Raw genomic sequence first — 25804 nt, 5'->3', positions numbered from 1 at the left:
GTCTTACACGACTTTTTATTCTCAAGCTTAACAGCTCAAAATTCGAAACTGACGAGATTTACATCTCATTTTAAAACTTTTTTTGATCACTTGTGCGCTTCATTTCCGTTAGGATTTGAGGCCTCATCAGGCGATCTCTTCTTCACTCGTTGTTCAGTTTTCAAAGAGCAATTTCTCTAGCAGTCTTATTCTTCATCCAACTCTCTCTCGAAAGCCAGAAGACTAATATACCACATTGATTTCTTTTTTGCAACTACAATTTTCAGCATCTTTTTTACGATCAGCTTCATTTTGTTGTCGGCTGCTGTCGCTTTTTAGCGGCAACTTTTATAAGATAACACATGAACCTAATTAAAGTCAACCATAATAACAAAATAAATTAAAATAACGGTTTAATGCAGTAATCAAAACAAAATTATAGGCTCAACAAACAACTATTAGCATGCATTTGTTCATTTTTTTCAACTAACAATTCTAAATAAATAAAATTCCTGCTAAAGCAATACAATCTTCAATGCTATCAAAAGAAGCACTCCTGGTATCCCGAGCAGAGCCACGACCGCCAAGGTGAGGTAATTCATAGGTATATTCATGTGAGTATAACTTCCAAACAAATTAATTACGTAAAGTATAAGCGCAGCAAACACTATATTCATCGCCAGTACCGAGATCCACCTGCCTGCTTGTCCGCTTCTAAATAACACATACAACAGAAGCAGCGAAGAAACCACCAGCAACGCCCACATTACATAGGGGATGACCATGGCTCCACCTCCAAAATACCATCGCTATTTACCAGCGTATTTTTGGCTTTTCTCAGCAGCATTTCGTATCTTTTCTCAGCAGCCTCCAGGGAATAGATCGCATAATCAATCTCATCCTTATCCAGGGCATACTCAAATTGTGCTTGTGCATGAACCCAGGTTTTCAAAGCTTTTTGTATTTCCAGAAGCAGCAGCTCTCTTTCTCTTGCAGCATCCTCCGCCTGCTGACGGGCCGATAACCCCCACTTTACATGAAACCAATTCCGGCTAAGCTTCACACTCCAACCTCCTCTATAACCAAAGAGTCTCTCTATAAATCATATGGACAGTGCGGGAGCATTAGAACCAGCCAAACATAAAAGAGAGCCTCTCGGCTCCCAAGTACTGCTGCTTATTGTTCTATATTTCTCTGCGGCCTTCCAACGCCTTGGTAAGGGTCACTTCATCCGCATATTCCAGGTCACCACCAACAGGCAAACCATGAGCAATGCGGGTTACTTTTAGCCCGAAGGGTTTTATGAGCCTAGAAAGGTACATAGCTGTAGCTTCCCCTTCAATATTAGGATTGGTAGCGAGAATAAGCTCCTTGACCTTCTCATCACTCAACCTCTTAAGCAGCTCAGCGATATGAATTTGATCGGGACCTATCCCCTCCATTGGAGATATAGCTCCATGCAGAACATGGTAATAGCCAGGAAATTCCTTGGTTCTCTCCATAGCTACTAAATCCTTAGACTCCTGTACAACACATAGGACTGAATCGTCCCTGCTTTTGTCCTGACAAATACGGCAAGGATCAATGTCCGTAATGTTGCAGCAGACTGAGCAATAATGAAGGTTTCGCTTCACGCTGACAAGCGCTTTGGCGAAGTCGATCACATCATCCTCTTTCATCCGCAGCACATGGAACGCCAGGCGGCCCGCCGTTTTGGGACCCACCCCAGGTAAATGGGAGAAGGCATCAATTAACTTTGCTATCGGTTCAGGGTAGTGCAACGGATGATCTCCTTCGTAGTTAAAAGTTAAAAGGTTTAAGTTTTTAGTTTTTAGTTAAAGATTTTAGTTTGAAGATTTTAGAATAATCCAGGAATGTTCATTCCGCCAGTAAATTTACCCATATCTTTGTTGGCCAATTCATCTGCCTTGCTCATAGCATCGTTCACTGCGGTTAAAATCAGGTCCTGCAGCATTTCTACATCTTCAGGGTCAACAGCTTCCGGCTTAATTAAAATATTTTGAATCTTTTTATGACCGTTCACTGTTACTGTGACGACACCGCCACCTGCGCTTCCTTCAATTACTTTAGTGCCCAATTCCTCCTGGGCTTTCATCATTTGCTCCTGCATTTTCTTCACTTGCTTCATCATTTGATTCATGTTATTCATAGTTTACATCTCCTTTTTGGGATTATAATTTAGGAATTCTATAAGAATTCAGTCAAATTCAGTCTTCATTAATCTTAACCAGATCTTCGCCGAACAGCTGGATCGCTTCAGAAATCCACTCTTCCTTATGCCCGCCGTTCAAGTTCTCCTCTGGCTGAAGCTCCAAAACCTCCTGCGGCACTTCTACAGCTTTAGCTTGGGCATCATCCCACTCTTTACGCATAATCGTGACCAGCCTGAAAGGTTTTCCTAGGACAGCAGTGATCACCTGCTCGATCAACTGTTTGTTCTCCGGTTTTTCCGTTGTGTCCCGATGCATTTCGTTCTTAAAAGCTACCAGTAATGAATCCCCTTGGCTGCAAACTAAATCTCCGTTAACAAGCCAGGCATGGACAGTAATCTTCTTCTCCTTGACTGTACCTAGAATTTGCCCCCATTTCATTAATGCCATACGGGTTTCTTCACCTTGAACTGCCTGGAGGTATGCATCCAGCTTGAGGCCTGACTTTCTGGAAGGCACAGACGCTGGCGGAGCTTTAGGGGTAGGGGCTTTCGAGACAGCATCAGCAGACTGAACTGCAACACCTGATTTCATCAGTGCGGCAAGCTGGTCTTCCAGCTTTAACAGCTTTGCACTCATTTCCTGAAGCAAATTGCTTTGTTGAGAGGGCACAGCTGCTGTCGGAGATGCTGAGGTTTGCAGCAGATCTGATGGCCCCGATTGCAAACTATGAATTTCACTTACTTTCATAACAGCTATTTCCAGCATGGTCTGCGGCTGAACCGAGTACTTCATTTCACTTTGATAATGGTTAAGCACCTCAATCATTCGCATCATGTCCGAGGGAGAAAAGCTGCTGGCCACACTTTGCAAATGCGGCAAATCAAAAATCCTCTCCGTAACAGCAGGAGAATTCGGCACCATTCGCACCATAAGTAAATCCCGAAAATATTCAATTAAGCTCTCCATGCACTTGTCTGCACTTTTGCCTTCTTGCATAAACCGGTCGATCAGCTCAAGAGCTGCACCTAAATCCTTATCTTTAATAGCTTTAACAAGCTTCTCGAATTGATCCGATGCCACGCCTCCAGTAATAGACAAAATATCACTGATTGCGATCCTGTCTGCCGCGAAAGAAGCGGATTGATCCAGCAAGCTCAGAGCGTCTCTCATCCCTCCGTCTGACAGACGGGCTATATAATGGAGCGCTTCTTCATCAATCGAAATCTGTTCCTGCTCACATACATATTGCAGCCTCTGTACTTGCTCTTCCAGCGAAACCCTGCGGAAATCAAACCGCTGACAGCGCGAAATAATCGTCGCAGGAAGCCTGTGCGGCTCCGTCGTTGCCAGAATAAACATAACATGCGCCGGCGGCTCCTCCAATGTTTTGAGCAGCGCATTAAAGGCTTCTGTAGTCAGCATATGAACTTCATCAATAATATAAACCTTCTGCCGCACTTCCGTCGGGGCATATTTGACCCTATCCCGGATATCTCTGATTTCTTCCACTCCGCGGTTTGACGCAGCATCAATCTCAACTACATCCATCACAGAGCCCTCAGTTATACGCAAGCAGGCTGAGCATTCATTACAAGGCTCCTCATTGGGACCCTTCTCACAGTTCACGGCCTTGGCCAATATTTTGGCAGTACTCGTTTTGCCTGTGCCGCGGGGGCCGCTAAAAAGATAGGCATGAGAAAGCCGATTTTCTCTGAGTGAATTCTGCAAGGTTTGAGTAATATGCTTCTGCCCGACAACCTCGCGGAACACTTGGGAACGCCAAGTTCTGTACAAAGCGATATGTGCCATAATGTCCTCTCCCAATAATTCAAGGAATTCATGCTTAGAATTATCTGAATCCATTATACTATAACCCTCCGCACGATGAAATAGAGGATCAAATCAGGAGTAAGGAATGCTTACAGTAAAAGTAGTGCCAAAGCCTTTGGAGGCTACGCGTATACTCCCGCCCATATCATGAATAATACGCTGGCAAACGGAAAGTCCTAGACCCGTACCACTATCCTTGGTCGTAAAAAAGGGATCAAAAATCTTATCGATTACAAACACGGGAATACCAGGTCCAGTATCATGAATTTCAATGCTGACCTTCCGTTCTTCCAGATCCAGCTTTTCAGTTATCGTTAATATCCCTCCATCTACCATAGCTTCAATTCCATTTTTACATAAATTCAGAAAAACCTGTTTAAGCAGCTCCTGATCGGCAATAACCAACGGCAAATGATAAGCAGCTTCATATTGAAGGTGCACTTTATACAAAATCGCCTCATTGTTAATGATCGGCAGTATTTCCCTTAGAACCAGAGACACATCCGTTTGTTCATAGATTACATGCTTAGGTTTGCTTAAAAGCAAAAATTCGCTGACTAGCTCATTGATCCGGTTGATTTCAGTTAGCATAACTTCCGTGTAGCCCTGCTCCTTATTCATGCCGCGAACCTCAAAGGTTCGTCGCAGCACTTGAAGAAAGCCCTTGATCGAGGTCAGGGGATTGCGGATTTCGTGTGCAGTGCCAGCTGCTATCTGTCCAATCATCGCCAATCTGTCGCTGCGCTGTACCATTTCTTCCAAGGATCTCAGGTTCGTAACATCTTTAAAAATTAAATAAGCGCCTACAATTTGTCCCTGGTTATCCTTTAACACGTTAGAATCGAGTAATAGCTCGTAACGTTCCTGGTCATTCATCCACGAAACGGCATGGTTGCGAACTACCATTCCATCTAAAATTGTTTTCTGGACAAGCTGGTGCTGAATAGGTACGGCTTCGAATACTTTTTCCATCGACTGGTTCAAGATCGAACTCCGCTCCAGGCCAAGAACCCTGCATGCCATGTCACTGATATCAATTAACGCATAATTCAAATCGATCAATATCACACCCAAATTTACATCCTTCAAAAAAGCATCGGAAAATTGTTGCAGTAAGTTGAGCTGAAGGGGCTCAGTTTGATCCTCTAACAAGAATATGTACACAGTCCGATTACCTTGCATAAATTCAATCATGGAATAGTAATGACTCAAGATTCTTCCATCTCTGGCTTGTATAAAAGCCTTTGGCTGCTCTTCCCATTGTTCCATGCTCATATTTGCTTCAAAGTACCGGGCATATATATGTTGTAAGCTATCCGTGATTCGAATGACTTGAGAGATAGGGCTCCCAAGCAGTTCATCCGCCGAATACCCTGAGGCATCTAAAAAAAACGTGTTTGCTTGAAGAATTTCTCCTTCCTGATCAATCATAAGCACACCTTGCCCTTGATATTGACGGAGCAACCTGTTCAACCCATCCATGGTCATTTGAACCTTTGGCACTTTTTTCTTTGACAATCGGCAACACCCTTTCTTAGACGGACAAGAAGACGTAAGCGGCGGCATCAAATTCATTCGTTCATAACACATTCTCTTCCCATTCAGTGATTTCCTTCCAAGAGAGAAAAAGAAAAAAACGCCGAAATCGGCGTTTGCATAAAATCATTAGTTACCGTGCACCTGTTATTGATAAAGGGATCCAAGCGAACTTTTATCGTTAGCTCAAGTTAGGCTTCCCCCCGGCACATGAAAAATCCTGCTTACGGCTGCTTCCTTCCAGACCTGACCGGGTTCACAGGCATCCATTGCGGAGGACCCGACTCTCAACACCACGTGTAAAAGTCAGACCTTACATCACAGTACCTCTAACAGGGATTCAACCCCGCTACAGCGGATTGCGAGCTACAGGGCACCGCTACCTCCCCATCTAGCACGGCAAAAATAAGTATATCCGATTGAGAGATAAATAGCAACAAGGTGTTCATATCCATGGTATTCTTGCCCAATTATGATCCGGCTATCAGCAATACGTTAGCAGCTTCCAATCAGCTTCCAATCCCATTGACGTCAGTCGGTTACATATGAATTGTATACCTTGGCATATTTGTCTTCAGAGCCATATATGCAGCTGATTTGACCTGCTCTATCTGTGAGGGGCTTAAACCATCTTTGTATTGCAGCTTAACGTCTACAATAGGACCTCTAATTGTTAATTGTGAATGTTTAATTTCAGGAAACTGAGCCAAAACTGCCTTCATCAAGCTAGCATCGTCTTGGTAATGATGATAAGTCGGATTTAATGGAAAATTAGGGTTAACGCTCGTAAGCCCCATATATCCATCTTCAGGATAGGGCTTGACTTGTGATTTCTGTTTCACGCCGCTGCTGCAGCCCATTAATCCGCTCAGTAACAATACCCCCGCTATAAGACCCAAAAATCGTTTCGACATAAAAACACCTCCCTACCGCATCCAAGCTTAAGCTTAGGATGACCAAGGGAGGTGAACTTATGCGTACAGAATTAAATACCGTATTTCTTCTTGAATTTGTCGACACGACCACCAGCATCAATGAATTTTTGTTTTCCAGTAAAGAATGGATGGCAGTTCGAGCAAATCTCAACGCGCAGATTTTGCTTTATGGAACCCGTCTCAAATGTATTCCCACAAGCGCAAGTCGCTGTAGTTACATAATAAGTAGGATGAAGAGCCTCTTTCATATCCAGTTCACCTCTTTCTGCCCTGAATCATTATGCGAAACAGAGTTAAATTCACACACAAACGTATAATAGCACAGAAGGATAAATATTAGCAACTTCAAAATAATTCAAGCTCTCGACCCGCTTGGATTGCCAAAAAATTCAGGGGTATGTGTATAAGAACCCAATATGACATCTGGAAGCTCTGCTTCAAAAATTTCAATCATTTGCTTCATTCCGAGCAGCTCGCCTTGAGCTTTAGGGATGATGGCCAAATAGCTTTCAGGGTCGATATTTAAATTACGCATTTGAATTAACTTTAGCCCCGTCCTCCGGACAAATTCGACCATAGCTTCAATCTCTTCTTCACGATCGGTCACTCCAGGGAAAACCAGGTAATTAATCGAGGTAATGACTCCTTGGTCCGCCGCATACCTCAGGGACTTCTCTACATTCTTCAACGTATAACCCCTTGGTCTGTAATAGGCGTTGTAATGGTCGTCAAGCGCACTGATCGTGCTAACCCGCATTAAATCAAGCCCAGCATCCACAATGCCGCGGATATGATCTGACAATCCGGCATTCGTGTTGATATTAATATAACCCATCTTCGTTTGCTGACGGACCTGTTTAATAGCTTCAATAATTGTTTTGGCTTGTGTCGAAGGTTCACCTTCACAGCCTTGACCGAAGCTGATGATGCTCTCAGGCGTCCGCAAATGCTCAAGCATGATTTCAACAACTTCTTCTGTTTTCGGTTTAAAATTCATTCTTGTCTGCGGGGCTGGAAAGCCGCTGTCCTCCGGCTGCTCAGAGATACAACCGAAGCAACCAGCATTGCATGAATAAGAGACAGGAACTGCGCCTTCCCATCGATTCAAGAATGTATTGGAAGCTGTTAAACATTCATAACCCAAAGCACAGTTAGACAAATGCTCATATAAACGGTTATCGGGATATTTAGCAACTATGTGCTTGACCTGATTCTCAAGCTCCAGAGGATCACAGTGAATCGGATTCCAATAATAAGGGTTGTCGGTTTCACGGGCAGCCACGTAGAAGCCGTTCTCTTTCCATACGACGGCGGTATAACCGAACAGTGGCAATAGCTTGCTTTTATCCGATTTGACATATCCAGGCAGCAGTATTCTTGTAAAGCCTTGCGGCAGCAAAGCACCGACAGCCTGATAATCACCATCGAGCAGCTTCATATCTCCCGTTGCAACGTCCATCCCAACAGGCCTTGTAAAGGGTAGACTAACCAGTGTTGCTCCCTCTGGCAGCGGAATGAGCTCATCTTCCATGATTTCCGTAATCATCTCGGCATTGCGTCCAAGTGAAAGGTAGTCCGGATGATCGTATACATTACCTGCTGAGTCAGCGTAAACCAAATTCATAGCGATACTCCTTCTTGTTACGATGCGGAATTTTTCACTTTCCCTTTGTTCGTTCCACTTCCGTTCCCGCTTCCACTCACATTGCTGCTTCCGCTTCCGCTTCCGTTTCCATTAGCTGGAACATTCAAGGAGTCAAGGAACTCTTGATTGGTCTTGGTATCTGCCAGCTTTTTAATAAATGCTTCCGTATATTCGTACGAATCATTCATCCCTTTGCGCATCGCCCAAATTTTCTCAAGATCACCCTTGGAAAGAAGAGCTTCTTCCCTACGTGTTCCGGATCTCCGGATATCAATAGCAGGGAACGTTCTGCGTTCAGCCAGCTTGCGATCCAAATGAAGCTCCAAATTACCTGTACCTTTAAATTCTTCATAAATGACATCGTCCATACGAGATCCTGTCTCCACCAGCGCCGAGGCCAGAATGGTCAGGCTGCCACCCTCTTCAATGTTACGGGCAGCACCAAAAAAACGCTTAGGTCTATGGAAAGCCGCAGGATCGATACCACCGGAAAGTGTGCGTCCGGATGGTGGTACTACCAGATTATAGGCTCGGGCCAAACGTGTTATGCTATCTAATAGTATGACTACATCTTTCTTATGCTCAACAAGCCGCATAGCACGTTCCAGCACAAGCTCCGCTACTTTAATGTGATTCTCAGGCAGCTCATCGAAGGTAGAGGCAACGACCTCTCCCTTAACCGAACGCTGCATATCCGTTACTTCCTCAGGTCTTTCATCAATAAGCAGAACAAATAATTCAATTTCCGGATAATTGGTTGAAATACTATTTGCTATTTCTTTAAGCAGTAGAGTTTTTCCGGCTTTGGGAGGAGCTACAATCAAACCACGCTGCCCTAGACCAACAGGAGCAAGCAAATCCATAATGCGGGTGGAAAGCTTCGTGGGGGATGTCTCCAGAATCACTCTGGTTTGCGGATAAAGAGGTGTCAGTGCCGGAAAATGGAGTCTTTCAGAAGCGGTTTCCGGCTTCTCTCCGTTCACAGCTTCTACCTGAAGCAGCCCAAAATAACGTTCATTCTCCTTAGGAGGCCGGCACTTGCCTGAAACCAAATCACCAGAGCGAAGGTCAAACTTACGGATCTGCGATGCAGAAATATAAATATCCTCCGTACTCGGCAAGTAATTAATAGGCCTCAGGAAGCCAAAGCCCTCTTGGAGAATTTCCAGGACGCCTTCCATAAACATTAGTCCGCTTTCAGCGGCCTGGGCTCGTAATATAGCAAAAATAAGTTCTCGTTTCTTTAGCTGTCCATAATAAGGAATCTGATGCTTTTTGGCCAGCTTGTATAGTTCTGTAAGCTTTTGTTCTTCAAGCTCAGCAAGTTGCATGCTCATTTATTTCTACCACCAAACTATTAAATTTTTCATTGATCTTGGAAATATAGTAGCTATCATTACCTTATCTGCGCAAGTTTATTCCTCACGTTCACGCCAAACCTCAGCTCCTAAAGCTGAAAGGTTCGTAACCAAATTCTCGTAGCCTCTATCAATAAACTCAACGCCGGTCACTTCGGTAACGCCTCCAAAGGCAACACTAAGACCAGCGATAACGAGGGAAGCGCCTGCCCGAAGATCCGTAGCTTTCACTTTGGCAGAGCTTAGAAAGGAGCCTTCGATAATGGCCGAACGGCCCTCTACCTTCATCTTGGCACCCATACGTACTAATTCGGGAATATGCTTGAAGCGATTGCTATATACATAATCCGTCAATATGCTGACACCTCTCGCTTGGCATAACAAGCTTGCCATTGGCGATTGCAGATCTGTTGCGAAGCCCGGGTACACCAAAGCCTTGACATCCACACTCTCATATTCCGGTTGTCCAACTACGCGAATGGATTCATCCATCTCATAGATATGTACGCCCATCTCCTGGAGCTTGGCCGTAACGGCTTCCATATGCTTAGGTATCACATTATCTACAATCACATCTCCACGAGTAGCTGCAGCGGCAATCATATAAGTACCTGCCTGAATACGGTCAGGAATAATGGAATGTCTGCAGCCATGAAGGGAATCAACCCCTTCTATACGAATGGTCTCTGTACCAGCCCCAATAATTTTGGCACCCATAGCATTAAGCAATGTAGCAACATCTATAATTTCAGGCTCTTTAGCCGCATTTTCAATAAGTGTAGATCCCTTGGCCCTCGCTGCTGCCAGCATGATATTGATCGTAGCACCAACACTGACCATGTCCAAATATATTTTGGCGCCGCGGAGCCGCTGTTTGGCACGAATCCGTAAAGCCCCATTCTCATTGCTGACTTCTGCACCCAGTGCTTCAAATCCCTTGATATGCAAATCAATCGGCCGGGGTTCAAAATTACAGCCACCCGGAAGTCCGATCGTCGCCTCTCCAAATCTACCTAATAGCGCCCCCATTAAATAATAGGAAGCTCTCAGCTTTTTCACTTTGCCATTAGGCATAGGTATCGACTTCATACGGCTGGGATCAATCACCATCTGGTCTCCGCTCCACTCAATCGAAGCGCCAAGATCCGTTAAAATTTCTGTATATATAGCCACATCACTAAGATGGGGCAGATTGTCCAAAGTCACCGTAGTTTCAGCAAGAATAGCTGCAGGTATTAGAGCGACAGCGCTATTCTTAGCTCCGCTAATTTGCACCGTCCCCCGCAGCGGACGACCGCCTGCGATCATTAATTTTTCCAACATGTATCCGTTTCCCCCTAAATCAGGTACAAATCTAATAAACAGAAGAGGGAAACGCATAAATAAGCATGCATTTCCCATAAAATCTATTGAAACTAAAATTAAGCTTGATTGCTGCTTCCGAATAATTGAATTTTGGATTTAACGACATCGACCATGGCTTTGCGGGCTGGGGTGAGATATTTGCGAGGATCGTAGACCTTGCTGTCTTTATTTAACGCTTCACGGATCGCTTCCGTACAAGCTACCTGATTCTCAGTGTTTACATTGATCTTGGCTACACCGGCTTGAATTGCTTTGAAAATCATCTCATCAGGAACACCGGATCCGCCATGCAGCACGACTGGAACTGGAATAGCCTTGGTAACCTGTTCGATAATATCAAAATGAATGTTAGGTTCGCCAGCATACATGCCATGCGCAGTACCTACAGCTATGGCCAAACAATCAACGCCAGTTTCCTCATAGAAGCGGATTGCTTCTTCAGGCTTGGCCAAGTTGGCATTCTCTTCATCCACACTGATGTCATCTTCAACACCACCGATGGTTCCAAGCTCGCCTTCTACAGAAACGCCCATAGCCCGAGCGGCCTTCACTACTTCTTTGGTCAGGCGGATATTGTCTTCATAAGAATGATGGGAGCCGTCAAACATAACCGAACTGAACCCGGCACGGATACATTTCATAGCGACCTCGAATGAACTTCCGTGATCCAGATGCAAGGCAATCGGCAAGCCGGATTTCTTAGCGGCAGCTTCTGCAATCGCAACTGTAAATTCAATACCCATATATTTAAGCGCCCCTTCACTAACTCCGTAAATAAATGGGGATTTAAGCTCTATTGCAGCTTCCATTATCGCTTGAGCAAATTCCAAATTGTTCATATTAAATTGACCTACAGCAAATTTATTGGCTTTTGCTTTAGGCAAAAACTCATTCATTGAAACTAGTGGCATGATTTTCCCTCCAAATTTTCTTTATAGGTAAAATAATATCCCATTCAAAGTCACACTGGGCTATTATATCACATAACCATTCAAATGATAACCAAGCCTGCCTCATTTGCGGCAAATGGCCATAAAAAAAGATCCTAATTTAGGATCCTACAGCAAATCCGCTGCTAGATTCGTTATTAAGCTGCATATTAACGGCTATTCTGAGCTCATCGATGTCAAAAGGCTTTGTAAAGTGCATGATGGCCCCCAGATCGGTTGCTTCCTTGATCATATCGAGCTCTCCGTACGCAGTCATCATAATGACTTTAATCTTGGAATCAATCGCCTTCACATGCTTTAATATATCCAATCCGTCCATACCAGGAATTTTCATATCCAGAAGAACTAGATCGGGTGAAGATTTTCTTACGATTTCAAGTGCCAGCTTTCCATTGGAAGCCTGGTAAGTGTCATAGCCTTCGTTACCAAATACTTCCATAAGCAAGACTCGAATACCATTTTGATCATCCACAATTAAAATTTTCTTTTTCATTTCATCCTAATCTCCCTTCCAGCTCACATTAAAAACGATCTGTCGAATTCTCTGAGAGATATAAATTCGCTATCCATGATCGATTTCCTTCTGAGTGGTAAGCAGAAATTGAAGAGATTTACAAAAAATGTTGTTTTTTTTGCCAGGCTCTACAATAATGTTTCTTTACTCGTCTCCATCGACGCTCTGACGAACTCGCGGAACAAAGGCTGCGGCCGATTCGGTCTCGAGGAGAACTCAGGATGGAACTGTACTGCCAAAAACCAGGGATGTCCAGGAAGCTCAATCATTTCAACTAGTCTGCCATCAGGAGACGTACCTGAAATAAGCAATCCTGCAGATTCTATGATGTCACGGTATTGGTTGTTGAATTCGTACCGGTGACGGTGTCTCTCATAAACCAGTTCTTCATTGTAGCAGCGCGCTGCCAAAGAATCAGAAACAAGCTTACAAGGATAAAGCCCCAAACGCATCGTACCGCCCAGATTCTCGATATCCTTTTGCTCTGGCAGCAGATCAATGACCGGATAAGCAGTAGTCGGATTGATTTCTGAGCTGTTTGCCTCCTCCAGCATAGCTACAGAACGGGCGTACTCCACAACAGCTACCTGCATACCTAAACAAATTCCGAAAAACGGAACTTTCTGCTCACGGGCATAGCGAATGGCTGTAACCTTGCCTTCAATTCCCCTGTCACCGAAGCCGCCAGGCACCAGTATTCCCTGTACACCTTTCAGCAGCTCATGAACGTTATGATCGTATATTTCCTCTGCATTAACCCAACGAATGCTAATTTCCGAATCATTAACAATACCGGCATGTCCCAGAGCCTCAACAATACTTAAATAAGCATCATGCAGAGCCACGTATTTACCTACAATAGCAATCTCTGTTGTTTGCTTAAGCTGCTTAACCCTGCTTACCATGCTTTCCCATTCAGTCATATCCGGCTCATTCGTCGAAAGCTTAAGGTGGTTCACCACAAACGAATCCAGACCTTGATCACGAAGCATCATCGGCACTTCATAGAGGGTTTCCGCATCCCTGCATTCAATTACAGCAGCCGCATCAATATCGCAGAACAGTGCAATTTTACGCTTCATTTCCTCAGTCAGGGAATATTCCGTCCGGCAAACAATGACATGAGGCTGAATACCAAGGCTGCGAAGTTCCTTCACGCTGTGCTGAGTTGGCTTCGTCTTGACCTCACCGGCTGCTTTTATATAAGGGATCAAGGTAACATGAATGTACATCACATTATCCCGTCCGATATCATTCTTCATCTGACGTATCGCTTCGAGGAAAGGCAAGCTCTCGATATCACCCACGGTACCGCCAATCTCCGTAATGACTACGTCCGATTGTGCTTCACGCCCCGCACGAATGACCCGGTCTTTGATCTCATTGGTAATATGAGGAATAACTTGAACTGTACCGCCCAAGTATTCGCCTCTTCTTTCCTTGGTGATGACCGATGAATATATTTTACCTGTAGTCACATTCGAGCTCTTGGAAAGATTGATATCGATGAACCGCTCGTAATGGCCTAAATCAAGGTCCGTTTCGGCTCCGTCGTCGGTAACGAATACTTCTCCGTGTTGATAGGGACTCATCGTTCCCGGATCGACATTAATGTAAGGGTCGAATTTCTGAATGGTTACCTTAAGACCCCTATTTTTGAGAAGCCTTCCTAAAGATGCCGCTGTAATTCCTTTGCCAAGGGAAGATACGACTCCTCCAGTTACGAAAATGTATTTAGTCATTATGTAGCCCATCCTCCTATGAATTTTTGCTTAAATAAGCGGCATAGCACAGCCCCTGCTTCAGCGAAGCGGAACTGCAAAAAAACAAAAAAAGTGACACCCGTACTGACGGGGCACTTTTTGAACGCGATCGCGAAATTGTTAAGTTCTTTTAAAGCCCATGCAATAGTTTACTCTGAACTGCAGCAGGCTGTCAAGACCAGTTATTTGTCAGCTAATTCATCCTCGTCGTCTGCATCATCGAATTCGGAATCATCTTCCAAATCATCTTCAGAATCGTCGTCTGCATCTTCATCAATGGTTGCATCGCCCAGGTCTTCGCCTTCAATTTCTTCGTCCTCAAAGAACTCGGCGTCCTCTTCCACTTCTTCCTCAGCCTCAAACTCATCAGGCTCAGCATCGAAGTTTCCATAGTCTTCTTCCTCTTCGGCAAAAATATCCTCTTCGTCAAGATCATCGTCTTCATCGTTAATAATGCGCGGACGTTTGGCGTTGCCAACAGCATCCTCGGATTTCTCAACCGGATACCACCGCTTCAATCCCCAGAGATTGGTGCCTACGCAAGCAAATCTTCCGTCGATGTTAATCTCCGTATATAATTGGGCGATTACCTGCATAACTTCCTGCTCGGATAACCCCTTAATCTTCGCAATTTCGGTCATCAGGTCCCTGTAATAGAACGGTGTATTCACCGCCTTTAATAATTCGAAAGCCAAATCCACCATCGGCATTTCTTTAGCCTTTTCTGCAGTGATTTTGAGTGTATAATCGCCAGCCATCTAAAGACACATCCCTTCAACCGTTATCACTATGTATAAGTAAAACCTATTTTTTCTAAAATTGCAACTCCCCACTATTTCTCCGGTTTGCGGCAAAAGGAAACAAGCGAAGGTCCCCCCTCGCTTGCGACTGTATCCTCGGGAAATGAACCCTCATTTCCTTGTGTTGAGCAAGAGACGCACACCCTGCCTCTCTCTTCATCCTATGAAGCCTAAGGCAGTTCGGTCACGGCTTAGCAACTAATTATTTAGAAAAAGGCGATAACACGATCAAACAGGATGACCTGTACATAGGATACTTAGATTCAATTCTTCGCTTGCAAGGGGGGCTTGGAATTTATGGACATGATTCATTTTCTTCATATGCTGCATGAGGAAATCGGTAAATCGCAAGGAACATCCAGAAAACACATCATTCATTTCAGAACTGCAAAAGATTACCGCAACTGCCGGGCTCATCTGAAGCGTTTAAAGCCCTCCCTTACCCACCTCTCCAAAATACGTGATCTTAATATTATTCATGCCTTCTCCTGCTCCCTTAAATCGGACGCCTTACTCAGACAAGGCTCCTTACCTGTCTACTTTGAAGAGGATATCAAAATTAAGGTCCATGGACTGCCTGAAAAAAAAAAGCATCGGGCCTCGATCAAGAACGATACACCGGGCCGCTCACAAATCATCCCTTGGGGTGTCGACCAGATCATGGCACCTCAAACGTGGAATAAATCTGTAGGCAGCCGAGTCAGCATAGGTGTAATAGATACAGGTATCGATTATAATCACCCTGACCTTAGTCAAGCTATTTCGCGCGGCATAAATCTGATCAACCGCAACTTGCTGCCGTTTGATGATAATGGACATGGCACCCATATCGCAGGCACGATTGCTGCTGCCAGCAGCAATGGAGGCATTGTTGGCGTAGCTCCAAGAGCGATTATCCATCCAGTCAAAGCCTTTGACCATAACGGCAGCGCATATGTTTCCGATATCATTGCCGGAATTGATTGGTGTGTACACAATGATCTGGACATTATTAACATGAGCTTCGGCATGAAAACCTATAATAAGTCTCTGGAATATGCAGTGCTTAATGCCTACCATGCAGGCAAAATTATTGTCGCTTCGTCAGGAAACGACGGCCATAAAGCATCGATCGACTATCCGGCCCGCTTCACCCAGGTCGTCTCTGTCGGAGCGACGACAAGAAGCAGCAAAATCGCCCCCTTCAGCAACAGGGGCAGCCGAATTGATATATACGCACCAGGAGACCGCATTTATTCCTCCTGGCTGCACGGCAAATACAACGAGCTGAGCGGCACCTCGATGGCTACCGCCCATGTCAGCGGCGTCATTGCGCTGATGCTGGCTATCAAGCCAGGCCTCCGGCCGCTGCAGATCAAGAACATCCTGAAGCGCAGCTCCATCTCGCTCAGCAAAACCCGCACAGTGCGGTGGCAGGCCGGGCAAATCAATGCCCGGCGGGCGCTTAGCGCACTGGACTAAAAGAAGGCCCGAACGGTCTTGCTTGTCCGGGCCTTCTATTTTTTGCCGGCGGATTTAGCTTACATCCGCTCCGGCGCAGTCACGCCAACGAGGCGGAGCACGCTGGCTATGGTGATGCGCAGCGCGCCGAGGAGTGCGAGGCGCGCCTGGGTTTGCTGCGCGTCGTCTGTGATGACGCGCTCGGCTTTGTAATAGCTATGGAACTGGCTGGCCAGTTCGTACACATAGCGGATGAGACGGTGCGGCGCATACTGCTCGGCGGCGATGGTGATCTCCTCAGGAAGCTCACCCATCTTGCGCAGGAGATCAAGCTCAGCTTCAGCAGACAGCATGGAGAGATCAATCTCCGAAAGCTGCTGCAGCGCCACGCCCTGCTCTTCGGCTTGACGGAAAATGCTGCAGATCCGCGCATGCGCATACTGCACATAAAACACCGGATTCTCATTGGACTGGGATACTGCAAGGTCCATATCGAAATCAAGATGCGAATCCATGCTCCGCATCGTGAAGAAATAGCGAATCGGATCGACGCCTACCTCATCCATCAGCTCTTCCATCGTGACCGCTTTACCGGTCCGTTTGGACATCTTCACCTTTTCCCCGTCCTGGAACAGGCTGACCATTTGCGCAACCAGCACGGTAAGCTTGCCAGCATCGTAGCCAAGTGCAGACATCGCGGCTTTCATCCGTGCGATATAGCCGTGGTGGTCCGCTCCCCAAATGTTGATCATCTGATCGTAGCCGCGTTGATACTTATCACGATGATAGGCGATATCCGGTGTTAAATAAGTAAACGAACCATCGTTCTTAATAAGGACACGTTCCTTATCATCTCCGAATGGAGTCGTGCGCAGCCACGTAGCTCCTTCTTCTTCGAAGATATGTCCCTGCTGCTTTAACTCAGCCAGTACATGTGGAATAAGTCCATTCTCATAAATAGAGGTTTCCGAGAACCATTGATCGAACTTAACGCCAAACCGCCCAAGGTCGCGTTTAATTTTATCCAGTTCTTTCTCCAATCCGTAAACGCGGAAATAATCAAGACGCTCCTCCCGCGGAAGCGCAGCAAGACGATCACCCTCCTGCTCTACCAGTTCGGCCGCAAAGCCTTTGATATCCTCACCATGATATCCGTCCTCAGGCATGTCAACAGCTTGGCCAAGTGCCTGCAAATAGCGTGCTTCAATGGATCTGGCAAGGTTTATCACCTGATTGCCGGCGTCATTGATATAATATTCTCTAGTCACCTCATAACCGGCCAGGTCAAGCACGTTGCAGAGCACATCTCCCACAGCAGCTCCACGGGCATGTCCCAAATGCAGGGATCCCGTCGGATTCGCGCTTACGAATTCCACTTGAACCCTTTTTCCTTGTCCCACATTAACTTCGCCATATCGATCTCCCTTGCTCATTACTTCCGCAATGATGTCATAGAGATAGCTCCGATTCATTTTGAAATTGATAAAGCCTGGACCGGCAATTTCTGCTTCCGCTATGTAAGCTTTCTCCTTCTGCAGGTGGGCGATTACTTGTTCGGCAATCAGTCTTGGATTTTGCTTGGCAATCCGTGTCAACTGCATAGCGATGTTGCTGGCGAAATCTCCGTGTGTCTTTTCCTTAGGCACTTCAATCACAATTTCAGGAAGCTGTGATGCTTCCACAATGCCGGCTGCAACTACAGCTTCTTGAATCGCTTCTTTAAGACCAGCCTTAACTTGATTCAAAACATCCATTTGCTCACTCCTCCCGAATCCAAAGTTTTATTGTATACAATCCTGCGTGCTCACCTTGTACATATAAGTCATAGCTCCATGCCGCCCATCCGATCCCCTGTATAAGCTCAGCGGTTAAGTCCCGTGTATGCATTTCAAGCTCCAGCTTCCCTTGAACCGTCTCATAGAAGCCTATCCGCTTCTCACCACGGACAAACGTTTGCTCCGATTTCACATTCCCTTGACGGATAATGCGAATTTGATCCGGCTCCAGCTTCAGTATCGTAAAGGTTTGGCCAAGCCCGGAATCAGCTTCTTCATAGCGGATATATGCATGATCCCCCTTCGGATAAAGCTCACCCTCGGCAAGCTGTACCGTCTGCTCTTCCGCCTGTTGGCTCTCAATCCGGATGTGCACTCTCTGCTTCGGTGTCATTACCATGATTCATGTCCCCTAGTGTATAATATACAGTCTCCGAATTCAATCCAAGCTTTCCGCTTTTTTCACCAATATCCGCCATTAATTGCCACAAGAAAAACGCCTTCTGGCGTCCTTTGATGAGCGTGTTCATGGCGTTGGTGCGTTACGGAGGGAATGGCTATGGGCTCCAGCCGCTGTTAAAGATTTGTTCCTTTGAATGGTATAGATGAGGAGGTAGAAACAAATCTTTAAAGGCAGACGCTTCCGCTCTTCCACCCACCCCCCTTCCCTCTCTCTAGCTACAATCGCACAAACACCAAGCTCAAACGGACAGTCAGCAAGGGTTTTTCTCTTGATTAGAGGAAATTTCATAGCGGGCTGAGGCGCTGGGATTGAAAAACGGCGCGCCAGCGCGCACAACCGAGAGGAGCTGCTACTTTAACGATGATTTTCATCGTTAAAAGCATAAGGTCCGCTCCACATCCTTACTTTAACGATGAAAAACATCGTTAAGTGGAGCATATTGGAGTACACGCCCATTTCAGCGGAGGATGGGCTGCTTCGGGGTATGCTCATCCCTTAAAACTTAATCTTTAGTTCAGTTAGTTCAGTAGAAAGGGGATCCCCTCTTTTATGCACTGTAAAGTACTTAAAATTTCTTATATCTCAAGAAAAACGCCTTGCTGAGTCCTTAGAGGTTATACTTTCCAGTGAATTCAGAAAAAAGCCGCCCCCGCTTCATTCCAAGCGACAACGGCTGTAGAAGGTCGGGTTTTTCCAACCTGAATCTGATTTTATTTCACCAGATCTTCGACAAATTTAGGCAGTGCGAATGCCGCTTTATGCAAGCGTGGTGTGTAGTATTTGGTTGGAAATTCAGGAATTGAAGCTTCCTCCACCTGTAGAGGGTCATGCACTTTACTACCCAAGGTAAAGGTCCAGAGACCGCTTGGATAAGTAGGGATGTTCGCGCAATATACACGCACGATCGGGAAGATTTCTTTTACATCACGGTTTACCGTTTGGATCAGGTCCGCTTTAAACCAAGGATTATCAGTTTGCGCTACGAAAATCCCGTCCTCTTTTAGCGCATCATAAATGCCTTGGTAGAAGCCTTTGGAAAAGAGCTCAACTGCTGGACCTACGGGCTCAGTGGAATCAACCATGATAACGTCGTAGGTGTTTTTGTGGTCGTGGATATGCATATAGCCATCATTCACAATCACCTGCACACGCGGATTATCAAGCTCTCCTGCGATTTCCGGAAGGTATTTCTTCGAGTATTCGATCACCTTGCCGTCGATTTCTACCAATACTGCTTTCTCTACCTGAGGATGCTTCAGCACCTCGCGGATCACACCACCGTCTCCTCCGCCAACTACAAGCACATGACGGGGGTTCGGATGAGTAACAAGCGCAGGATGTGCTACCATTTCGTGATATACAAATTCATCTCTGACTGTTGTCATTACCATGCCATCTAGAACCAGCATCGGGCCCCATTCCACTGTATCGATCATAGCGAGATCTTGAAAATCGGTCTGCTCTCTCACAAAGGTTTCTTTAATTTTAGCGGTTATACCGAAGCTCTCGGTTTGCTTTTCTGTGTACCATAATTCCATCTTCATCCCTCTTTTCGTTCTTGATATGCATTAACTGCATGACTACCTGTATTATAGTAGATTACCCCCAAAATGCAAGAATCATCAGCTCTTTTGCGGGTAATTTAAAAAAAAATTATATTTTGCCCGCTTCCGATGAATAGCAACTCCTAACCTTTTCCATACTGGAGAGTAGGAGCTTTATATAGAAAGGAGGTTTAGCTATGTCTGATATCAAGCAGCAGCCGGCGCCGTCACGCTCATCCAAAGGCAAGGAGGAAGTACCCTCCATTCGTTTTCTGCGCCGTGTGAAGAAATGGCTCTCCTTTACTATTACTGCTTTTGTAATTATCGGGGCTGGTGCCCTCCTTACCTTACTTTACCTTCGCGCCCAAGCACTGCCTGTTACTAAAATGCTGCAAACATCACAGATCTATGATGCACATGGCGAATGGATCGATTCCATGTACGCCGGGCAAAATCGTCAAATGGTACCGCTCAAAGATATATCCCCTTTTTTAATAAAAGCTACGCTCTCGGTTGAAGATCGGAATTTCTACGAGCACCTCGGCGTGGATTTCAAAGGCGTGGCCCGGGCCGCGATAGTCAATATTCAACACATGGCCAAGGTGCAGGGCGCCGGTACGATTACGCAGCAGCTCGCCCGCAACCTTTATTTGAACCATGACAAAACCTGGTCGCGGAAAATCAAAGAAACACTCTATGCGGTTCAGTTGGAAATGCAAATGAGCAAGGATCAGATTCTGGAGAGCTATTTGAATCAAATCTATTACGGTCATTCTACCTATGGGATCGAGACGGCTTCTGAGCTGTTTTTTGGCAAGCATGCCAGTGAGCTGACTTTGGCAGAAAGCGCCCTTTTGGCGGGAGTCCCCAAGGGACCTCGCTATTACTCCCCTTACTATGATCTGCAAAGCTCTCTAGACCGTCAGAAAACTGTTCTGCAGACTATGGTGGATAGCGGCTTAATCACGCAGAAAGAAGCGTCAGAGGCAGCCAAGGAGAAGCTGGTGATTCAACCGCTCTCGAAGAAAAAGCCTGCGGTCGCTCCTTATTTCCGCGATTATGTCCGTTCCATTGCTATAGAACAACTGGGCATTACAGAGGAGCAGTTCGATCAAGGCGGGATCAAGGTTTATACCACGCTGGATTTGAAGACGCAAAAAATTGCCGAGGAAGTAGTCCGTAAGCAGTTGGCTCCTTACAGTGAGCTGCAAGCAGCGCTGATTGCTATAGATCCAAGAACCGGGGCGATCAAAGCGATGGTGGGTGGCAAGGAATATGCGGAAAATCAGTTCAACCGTGTTTTGTCTAATACCAGACAGCCGGGATCATCCTTTAAGCCGATTATGTATTTGGCTGCGCTGCAGCAGGGCTTTACGCCAGTAACGCGCTACAAGAGCGAACCTACTGTTTTTACTTACGATAATGGCCGACAATCCTATATGCCAAGCAATTTCGGCGACCAATATACGAATGACCTTATGGATATGCGCAGTGCCATTGCCCGTTCAGACAACATTTATGCTGTCCATACCATTTTGGATGTAGGTCCGGAGAAAGTTATCGAATTGGCACACCAGATGGGCATAACAGGAAGCTCTATGAAGCCACTGCCTTCCTTGGCCCTTGGTACGTATCCCGTTAGTCCGCTTGAAATGGCTTCAGCCTTCGGCGTTATTGCCAATCAAGGTATCCATGCAGAAGCCACGGCGATAGAACGCATTGAAGACTCGCTCGGAAATGTGCTTTATCAAGCACAGCCACAGCTGGTGAAGGTCGTTGACCCCGCTCCTGCTTATGTGCTGACCAGCCTGATGGAGAGTGTTTTCGAGAATGGAGGCACTGCCAGTCGAGTAGCAAAAACAATTAAGCGCCCAATCGCTGGCAAAACAGGTACGACTAACACAGATGCCTGGATGGTAGGATTTACACCTGAGCTGTCCACAGCGGTATGGGTAGGTTACGATAAAGATAAAAATATTAGCACTGTAGAGTCCCATCTCGCAGCACCTATCTTTGCAGAATTTACAGAGCAGGCGTTATCAGCCATACCTCCTAAGCTGTTCCAATTACCGGAGGGTGTGGTCAACGTCTACATTGACCCTATTAGCGGCAAGCTTTCTAACGAGGATTGCCCAAATTCGCGCATAGAAGCTTTCATTTCTGGCTCCGAACCTACAACCTACTGCACGGAAAAACGTGCTCCGGTCGAAGAGAGCAAGACCAATGAACTGGCTCCAACAGGTAAAAACGGCACATGGTGGGAAGATTTGAAACGCTGGTGGAACGACTAGCATAAGACCTAGCAGCACCGCTGCTTCTAGTGTGCGCGGCGAATCAGCAAAGAACCGTCAGACATATCTGACGGTTCTTTGCTAATCATCCTGAAATCCTGTGTGAGCTTGCTAATCTCGAGCATATTATTTATCCCTTAATGTTTTATCGAGGCTCTCAATCTCAGCTACCGACAAACCTGTTATTTCAGATATCTGTTCAAGCTTCAAATTATTACGCAGCATGGCCCGGATTATTTCGGCCTTGCCTTCATCCATTCCTCTAGCAGTTCCTTCGGCCAAGGCCTTCGCCTCTGCTCTTTGCATCCGAATCTCTGCTTCACGTACCTTTGCATGCTCATCGAAAACTTGCTTACGTCTCATTTCATAGGCAAACATTGTGTTGGGGTCCTGGCTTAGCTCATCCCATTTTTCAAAGGCTTCCTTCAGCACTGGATCTTCTTTCATCGCAATGTCCTCCAATTCCTCTAATATCGCCTCATGATTGGCCGCTTCAAGCATTAACAGCCATCTCACCATCCGGTCTTCACGAGGGTTAGCTTCTCCCGATTTCCATGGTTCCCTGATGGTTTAATTATAACTTTTATCGACCATTAAAGAAACCTGGGATTATGTAAAAACACAACACAAAAAGGCAGAACTAAGCGCGCCTTAGTCTGCCTTTTTGCTGTCCTAGTATATGGTGTAACATACACTAGAGTATAGTATACTCGGTTCCGTTTAGGGTCACAATGTTTGACACATATTCTCCATAATTTAGCTTGCTAGGAAAGAGCGGCCTTCAAGCTGTCGTCCGAGCGGTTCCACCATTCTTCATTATGTGTGATCAATTGGTTTTTAAGGGCTGCCTTCTCGGCTTCATCCAAGCCCTCCAGTACGATACGGCGCTTCATGGCATAGTCCATTTTGTTAACATGGTCGGCCAGCAGCTTCCACCCGCGTCTTGCTTCCGTATCCACCAGCATTTCACAAGCTGTCACTCCTGCATAATAGGAGCCTTCCTCATTACGGTCAATTGCTACCCACACGATCCAGCAGCGGCGCCCGTTAGGCACGTCATCTTTATTAGTAGAGAATTTGATTCTTTTCTCTATTTCACTTTTGGCATGCAGCGCCCCCATATCCAGGTAAGCCTCATTCCCGTCGATGATGATGCTGGACACATTACTCAGATCGATGGCCCCAGCGCCGAAGCCCTTATGATTAACCTTGGAGCTGACAATATTTAAAGCTAGCTTCTTTTTATCTGAATCCATTTCGGCACCTTCCTAACTTAAGTAAATATTGGAATTGATGTAGCTATATCGCTCTACGTACAAATATTTTACTAGAACTTTACCTAAAAGTCTTGTCATTTCTGCTTTGCTGCAAATTTCTTTTTCCTCTCCCGGAAATATTCTTGGTCAAGCCTACATATACATGCTGTAGATGCTTGTCAACGGGGTGAAAATGATGAAAACAATGTTAATGCAACGCAGCGTACAGTGGATACTCGTTCTTTTGACTATCACCTTCACGATGTCATTCTTCCAGTCGCTCCTTCCTCAGCGCGATAATCTGACAGCACCCGTCTTTCTTGAGGAGCCGTATGCCCCCGTTCAGGACATGCAGCCAGATTACACTCCAGTGACTCCAACACATGAAGTATTTAGCAATCGAATCGTGGAATACCACATGAATGTGGAATACCTTCCAGATTCCAAAGAACTGAAGGGTGAGCAGATTATCACCTGGAAAAACCCGGGGACCCAACCCGTGCAAGAGCTATATCTGCATATGTATCCCAATGCGTTTGCATCAAAGAAAACGACATTTATGCAGGAGTCAGACGGAAAGCTGCGCCAGGACAAGGCCACAGCGGGCAGCTTTGGCGGCATGGAGCTTCTTTCCATTAAATCGCTTGACGATGATGATCTAAGTCAGCGAATCTCGTATGTCCAACCTGACGATGGGAACAAGGAGGACCGGACTCTGATCAAGCTGTCTCTCCCCCAGCCAGTGAACCCAAGTCACAAAATCACGATCAAAACCCAATTTATCGTCAAGCTTCCAGAGGTTTTCGCCAGAATGGGTTATGTAGGTGATTTCGTAATGGCAGGTCAATGGTTTCCCAAAGTTGCTGTGTACGAGCCTACTGGAACCCGGGGAAGGGCTGCCGAAGGCTGGAATCTGCATCAATATCATGGCAACTCTGAGTTTTATGCCGATTTTGGCATTTTCGATGTCAAGATCAAAGTGCCCTCCAGCTATATTGTTGCTGCTACCGGATTTCCGATCAAGCCGCCTTCTGACAACGGCAAGGATAAAACCTATCACTTCTATGCGGATGACGTACATGATTTTGCATGGTCCGCATCTCCCAACTTTATATATGTAGAAGAGCCTTATTCAACCGCAAATATTCCGGGAGTTAAAATCAAGCTTTATCTGGATCCTCAGCACAAGGAATTAAAAAGCCGCTACATGTACGCTGCCAAAAAAGCCCTCGCCCGCTACAGCCAGTGGTACGGCAGCTATCCCTACTCAACATTATCCATCGTCGTGCCCCCGGAAGGAGGCAATGGAGCCGGAGGCATGGAATATCCTACGCTCATCACCTCGTGGGGAGCCGGCGACGAAACCCCGGATCTTGAACTGGAGCGGGTAATCGTACATGAAATCGGTCATCAGTTCTGGTATGGAATGGTAGCCTCTAATGAGTTCGAGGAAGCATGGCTGGACGAAGGCTTTACCTCCTATGCAGAAGACAAGGTTATGGAATCGGTGTTTGGAGTACTCCCTAACTTGCCGGTGGAGGCCAGCTATATCACCTCTCCCAATGCACTGCAGCTTAATGCCTGGCATTACAAAAATCATGGAGAATACGCCGACAATGTGTATACCAGAGCCAAGCTGGTGCTCAAAGATATTGAACGCCAAGTTGGTCCCGAACAGATGAACCGCGTGATGCGAACTTATTTTCAGCGCTGGAAATTCAAGCACCCTACAACCAAGGACTTTCAGAATACACTTGAGGAAGTTACAAAAAAGAAATGGGACGAATTTTTCACCCAATATGTGTATGGGAAAATGATGGTCGATTTCTCTGTTGATGTTATCCGGACGAAGCAAGTGGTCCTTAACGGAACAAAACAATATGAGAGCACCGTATTTATATCCAGGCGGGGCGGGACCTCGACTACTGTGCCGATACACTTCCGCTTTGCAGATGGCACGATGCTGGATAAGAGCTGGGATGGCGTGGAAGCTAGCATTGAATACAAGCTTACCCACACAGTTCCGCTGGATTGGGTGAAGATCGATCCGGCTTATACCCTGGTGCTGGAAAATAAGCATATCAACAATTATATGAGGACAACGGTGGATCCCAAATGGAAGGTGCGGCTTAACCTCGGCAGTGTGGAGCTGCTGAAGTCTCTAATCGGTTGGGTTGCATGGTAAA

General features: G+C 45.9%; 23 protein-coding genes and 1 other RNA gene. 3 read left to right on the top strand and 21 right to left on the bottom strand.

Features of this window, described 5'->3' with window-relative positions:
* Window positions 1-494 precede the first annotated feature (494 nt).
* The 16 genes from J2Z66_RS31840 to rpoE form a co-directional block, all read right to left on the bottom strand.
* Entirely contained in the window at window positions 495-764 is a 270-nt protein-coding gene (locus J2Z66_RS31840; RefSeq protein WP_209976799.1) for a pro-sigmaK processing inhibitor BofA family protein, read from the bottom strand.
* On the bottom strand, window positions 746-1042 hold the full coding sequence (locus tag J2Z66_RS31835) for a DUF2508 family protein (protein ID WP_209976798.1): 297 nt from the start codon (window positions 1040-1042) through the stop codon (window positions 746-748). The genes J2Z66_RS31840 and J2Z66_RS31835 overlap by 19 nt, the downstream gene beginning before the upstream one ends.
* Window positions 1043-1163: 121 nt before the next feature.
* Entirely contained in the window at window positions 1164-1760 is a 597-nt protein-coding gene (gene recR, locus J2Z66_RS31830) for a recombination mediator RecR (protein ID WP_209976797.1), read from the bottom strand.
* Between the two features lie 77 nt (window positions 1761-1837).
* Window positions 1838-2149 carry a YbaB/EbfC family nucleoid-associated protein gene (locus J2Z66_RS31825; RefSeq protein WP_209976796.1) on the bottom strand — a complete coding sequence of 104 codons (312 nt, stop codon included), beginning with the start codon at window positions 2147-2149 and terminating at the stop codon, window positions 1838-1840.
* A gap of 58 nt (window positions 2150-2207) precedes the next feature.
* Window positions 2208-3962: a DNA polymerase III subunit gamma/tau gene (dnaX, locus tag J2Z66_RS31820; protein WP_209976795.1), complete on the bottom strand. Its 1755-nt coding sequence runs from the start codon at window positions 3960-3962 to the stop codon at window positions 2208-2210.
* A gap of 93 nt (window positions 3963-4055) precedes the next feature.
* Window positions 4056-5501, bottom strand: coding sequence for an ATP-binding protein (locus J2Z66_RS31815; RefSeq protein ID WP_312894859.1), 1446 nt, complete (start codon window positions 5499-5501; stop codon window positions 4056-4058).
* Between the two features lie 154 nt (window positions 5502-5655).
* Window positions 5656-5919, bottom strand: an RNA gene (gene ffs, locus J2Z66_RS31810) — signal recognition particle sRNA large type.
* A 139-nt stretch (window positions 5920-6058) separates the two neighbouring features.
* Entirely contained in the window at window positions 6059-6433 is a 375-nt protein-coding gene (locus J2Z66_RS31805) for a hypothetical protein (RefSeq protein WP_209976794.1), read from the bottom strand.
* Window positions 6434-6504: 71 nt separating this feature from the next.
* A complete protein-coding gene (gene rpmE, locus J2Z66_RS31800; protein WP_209976793.1) occupies window positions 6505-6702 on the bottom strand; it encodes a 50S ribosomal protein L31 in 198 nt (65 codons plus the stop codon).
* 107 nt (window positions 6703-6809) lie between these two features.
* Entirely contained in the window at window positions 6810-8078 is a 1269-nt protein-coding gene (locus J2Z66_RS31795) for a radical SAM family protein (protein ID WP_209976792.1), read from the bottom strand.
* A gap of 17 nt (window positions 8079-8095) precedes the next feature.
* On the bottom strand, window positions 8096-9436 hold the full coding sequence (rho, locus tag J2Z66_RS31790; protein WP_209976791.1) for a transcription termination factor Rho: 1341 nt from the start codon (window positions 9434-9436) through the stop codon (window positions 8096-8098).
* A gap of 78 nt (window positions 9437-9514) precedes the next feature.
* Window positions 9515-10777, bottom strand: coding sequence for a UDP-N-acetylglucosamine 1-carboxyvinyltransferase (gene murA, locus J2Z66_RS31785; RefSeq protein WP_209976810.1), 1263 nt, complete (start codon window positions 10775-10777; stop codon window positions 9515-9517).
* 101 nt (window positions 10778-10878) lie between these two features.
* Window positions 10879-11733: a class II fructose-1,6-bisphosphate aldolase gene (gene fba / locus J2Z66_RS31780; RefSeq protein WP_209976790.1), complete on the bottom strand. Its 855-nt coding sequence runs from the start codon at window positions 11731-11733 to the stop codon at window positions 10879-10881.
* 139 nt (window positions 11734-11872) lie between these two features.
* Window positions 11873-12265, bottom strand: a complete 393-nt coding sequence (locus tag J2Z66_RS31775; RefSeq protein WP_209976789.1) for a response regulator — start codon at window positions 12263-12265, stop codon at window positions 11873-11875.
* Window positions 12266-12414: 149 nt separating this feature from the next.
* Window positions 12415-14028 carry a CTP synthase gene (gene pyrG / locus J2Z66_RS31770; RefSeq protein ID WP_209976788.1) on the bottom strand — a complete coding sequence of 538 codons (1614 nt, stop codon included), beginning with the start codon at window positions 14026-14028 and terminating at the stop codon, window positions 12415-12417.
* A 203-nt stretch (window positions 14029-14231) separates the two neighbouring features.
* On the bottom strand, window positions 14232-14807 hold the full coding sequence (gene rpoE / locus J2Z66_RS31765; RefSeq protein WP_209976787.1) for a DNA-directed RNA polymerase subunit delta: 576 nt from the start codon (window positions 14805-14807) through the stop codon (window positions 14232-14234).
* Between the two features lie 339 nt (window positions 14808-15146).
* Between rpoE and J2Z66_RS31760 the strand changes: the two genes are divergently transcribed.
* Window positions 15147-16310, top strand: a complete 1164-nt coding sequence (locus J2Z66_RS31760) for a S8 family peptidase (protein WP_209976786.1) — start codon at window positions 15147-15149, stop codon at window positions 16308-16310.
* Window positions 16311-16369: 59 nt separating this feature from the next.
* Here J2Z66_RS31760 and argS read toward each other — a convergent pair whose 3' ends face one another.
* The 3 genes from argS to speE form a co-directional block, all read right to left on the bottom strand.
* Window positions 16370-18043, bottom strand: a complete 1674-nt coding sequence (gene argS, locus J2Z66_RS31755) for an arginine--tRNA ligase (protein WP_209976785.1) — start codon at window positions 18041-18043, stop codon at window positions 16370-16372.
* 4 nt (window positions 18044-18047) lie between these two features.
* Entirely contained in the window at window positions 18048-18464 is a 417-nt protein-coding gene (locus J2Z66_RS31750) for a YwiB family protein (protein WP_209976784.1), read from the bottom strand.
* 773 nt (window positions 18465-19237) lie between these two features.
* Window positions 19238-20065, bottom strand: coding sequence for a polyamine aminopropyltransferase (gene speE / locus J2Z66_RS31745; protein ID WP_209976783.1), 828 nt, complete (start codon window positions 20063-20065; stop codon window positions 19238-19240).
* Between the two features lie 203 nt (window positions 20066-20268).
* Here speE and J2Z66_RS31740 point away from each other — a divergent pair, with 203 nt between their 5' ends.
* Entirely contained in the window at window positions 20269-22362 is a 2094-nt protein-coding gene (locus J2Z66_RS31740) for a transglycosylase domain-containing protein (RefSeq protein ID WP_209976782.1), read from the top strand.
* Between the two features lie 126 nt (window positions 22363-22488).
* Here the strand turns inward: J2Z66_RS31740 and J2Z66_RS31735 are convergent, their stop codons facing one another.
* Both J2Z66_RS31735 and J2Z66_RS31730 read right to left on the bottom strand, forming a co-directional pair.
* Complete coding sequence (locus J2Z66_RS31735; protein WP_312894863.1) at window positions 22489-22929, bottom strand: Rpn family recombination-promoting nuclease/putative transposase; 441 nt, start codon at window positions 22927-22929, stop codon at window positions 22489-22491.
* Between the two features lie 197 nt (window positions 22930-23126).
* Window positions 23127-23618, bottom strand: coding sequence for a YwhD family protein (locus tag J2Z66_RS31730; RefSeq protein ID WP_209976780.1), 492 nt, complete (start codon window positions 23616-23618; stop codon window positions 23127-23129).
* A gap of 196 nt (window positions 23619-23814) precedes the next feature.
* Between J2Z66_RS31730 and J2Z66_RS31725 the strand changes: the two genes are divergently transcribed.
* Entirely contained in the window at window positions 23815-25803 is a 1989-nt protein-coding gene (locus J2Z66_RS31725; RefSeq protein ID WP_376774525.1) for a M1 family metallopeptidase, read from the top strand.
* The last annotated feature ends 1 nt before the right edge of the window (window position 25804 follow it).

Source organism: Paenibacillus eucommiae (assembly GCF_017874215.1).
In the GTDB taxonomy this organism is placed as follows: domain Bacteria; phylum Bacillota; class Bacilli; order Paenibacillales; family NBRC-103111; genus Paenibacillus_AI; species Paenibacillus_AI eucommiae.
The sequence above is the reverse complement of the archived record's forward strand: the minus strand, read 5'-3'. Positions and strand labels throughout refer to the sequence as shown.

Bases quoted from the DNA above. Each gene is read 5' to 3' on its own strand.
- J2Z66_RS31725 (WP_376774525.1), top strand. From the start codon at position 23,815: ATGAAAACAATGTTAATGCAACGCAGCGTACAGTGGATACTCGTTCTT.
- J2Z66_RS31775 (WP_209976789.1), bottom strand. From the start codon at position 12,265: ATGAAAAAGAAAATTTTAATTGTGGATGATCAAAATGGTATTCGAGTC.
- J2Z66_RS31840 (WP_209976799.1), bottom strand. From the start codon at position 764: ATGGTCATCCCCTATGTAATGTGGGCGTTGCTGGTGGTTTCTTCGCTG.
- J2Z66_RS31825 (WP_209976796.1), bottom strand. From the start codon at position 2,149: ATGAATAACATGAATCAAATGATGAAGCAAGTGAAGAAAATGCAGGAG.
- rpmE (WP_209976793.1), bottom strand. From the start codon at position 6,702: ATGAAAGAGGCTCTTCATCCTACTTATTATGTAACTACAGCGACTTGC.
- J2Z66_RS31750 (WP_209976784.1), bottom strand. From the start codon at position 18,464: ATGGTAATGACACCGAAGCAGAGAGTGCACATCCGGATTGAGAGCCAA.
- fba (WP_209976790.1), bottom strand. From the start codon at position 11,733: ATGCCACTAGTTTCAATGAATGAGTTTTTGCCTAAAGCAAAAGCCAAT.
- J2Z66_RS31805 (WP_209976794.1), bottom strand. From the start codon at position 6,433: ATGTCGAAACGATTTTTGGGTCTTATAGCGGGGGTATTGTTACTGAGC.
- rpoE (WP_209976787.1), bottom strand. From the start codon at position 14,807: ATGGCTGGCGATTATACACTCAAAATCACTGCAGAAAAGGCTAAAGAA.
- rho (WP_209976791.1), bottom strand. From the start codon at position 9,436: ATGAGCATGCAACTTGCTGAGCTTGAAGAACAAAAGCTTACAGAACTA.
- speE (WP_209976783.1), bottom strand. From the start codon at position 20,065: ATGGAATTATGGTACACAGAAAAGCAAACCGAGAGCTTCGGTATAACC.
- J2Z66_RS31760 (WP_209976786.1), top strand. From the start codon at position 15,147: ATGGACATGATTCATTTTCTTCATATGCTGCATGAGGAAATCGGTAAA.
- dnaX (WP_209976795.1), bottom strand. From the start codon at position 3,962: ATGGCACATATCGCTTTGTACAGAACTTGGCGTTCCCAAGTGTTCCGC.
- J2Z66_RS31740 (WP_209976782.1), top strand. From the start codon at position 20,269: ATGTCTGATATCAAGCAGCAGCCGGCGCCGTCACGCTCATCCAAAGGC.
- J2Z66_RS31730 (WP_209976780.1), bottom strand. From the start codon at position 23,618: ATGGATTCAGATAAAAAGAAGCTAGCTTTAAATATTGTCAGCTCCAAG.
- argS (WP_209976785.1), bottom strand. From the start codon at position 18,043: ATGGATGTTTTGAATCAAGTTAAGGCTGGTCTTAAAGAAGCGATTCAA.
- J2Z66_RS31795 (WP_209976792.1), bottom strand. From the start codon at position 8,078: ATGAATTTGGTTTACGCTGACTCAGCAGGTAATGTATACGATCATCCG.
- pyrG (WP_209976788.1), bottom strand. From the start codon at position 14,028: ATGACTAAATACATTTTCGTAACTGGAGGAGTCGTATCTTCCCTTGGC.